We start from the raw sequence: 1,151 nt of genomic DNA on the forward strand, positions 1-1,151 counted from the left end.
TTACTTGCTTCATCCTATGTATTAACTCGCTCTAATTCGAGCTGAAGTAATTATGGCTTAAAAAGTTAGGCAAGGATCAGTGCGTTTAACTTGACAGTGGGAGTCATACCAACGCCCCAAGCAGGGGCAATAACACGTAGGCTAAAATACGGAACGAAGTGACGGGAGCCTACGTGTTAGTGTCCCGCTGACTTGGTTTGTTAGCTATCTTTTACTCTATGGTAACCATGGAAGTGATGTGAAACGCCACTTCTAGAATTTTTAGATAAAGCGTCATGGCGATCACGGTAGTAAACGTATAGATCATCAGTTAATTCGATACAGGCATGAAGAGCTTCTTTGATCTCTTTCACGACAACATCATAAATCTTGTCTCGTGCCATTTCGTATGTTTTGACTAAGTCGTAACCTGTAATGCACGAACTATGTGATTCTGACCAAGCCATATTTTTAAACATTTGGTCATCATCAGTATATAAATTACAAAAACCTTTATGTGCTCGTTCATTGCGATCTTGGCGCAACGGAACCCCTGTTTGATCTATAACTTTTAAGTGCTCCAGTATTTCTGGATGATTTTCTTTTAGCACTTTGCTTAATTGTTTAATATTTAACTTATGGTCAGGTAAGTTAATTTCTAAAACTTCGTTTACAAAGTGAAATGCTATGTCTCTCAAACTAGAAAAGCGAAATAGTGCCAGGTCAACTATAGATTTTAACCAATCGTACCTATTTATATTTTGAACCGTGGAGGGCAAAGGAATTTCTTTTGCACCTAGCATCTGAGGTATCACCCGTAAGTCAACAAACTGTTGCTCCAAAGCATCAAATCTAACATAGGTTAAGTGAGCGTATGCCATATGAGGATCAGCAGCTTTAAATTCTTCCCAGTTTTTATAAGGGTGGTCATGCAAGAAGTACATGTTTATAGAATCATAAAGTACGCCCTTGAATGTAGACTCTTCAAGATCCCACCAGAAATATTCAGTTTCCATCTCGCTCCCTGATTACACCGAAGATAGCTAACGCCTAAATAACAGGCAAAAAATTGTTGGCTAAAATAAGCGACGAAGGAGCAAAAGCCAACTGTTTTTTGTCCTTGTTGATTTTCTTGTTAGGGGTACTTTTACCCATACTTTTGAATCAATTCT

General features: G+C 38.3%; 1 protein-coding gene. It reads right to left on the bottom strand.

All coding sequences use genetic code 11. The features are described from left to right. Positions 1-200: 200 nt before the first annotated feature. Complete coding sequence (locus HHO47_RS18975) at positions 201-995, bottom strand: Cthe_2314 family HEPN domain-containing protein (RefSeq protein ID WP_169021695.1); 795 nt, start codon at positions 993-995, stop codon at positions 201-203. Positions 996-1,151 lie beyond the last annotated feature (156 nt).

This window comes from Pseudoalteromonas arctica, from assembly GCF_012927645.1.
In the GTDB taxonomy this organism is placed as follows: Bacteria; Pseudomonadota; Gammaproteobacteria; order Enterobacterales; family Alteromonadaceae; genus Pseudoalteromonas; species Pseudoalteromonas arctica_A.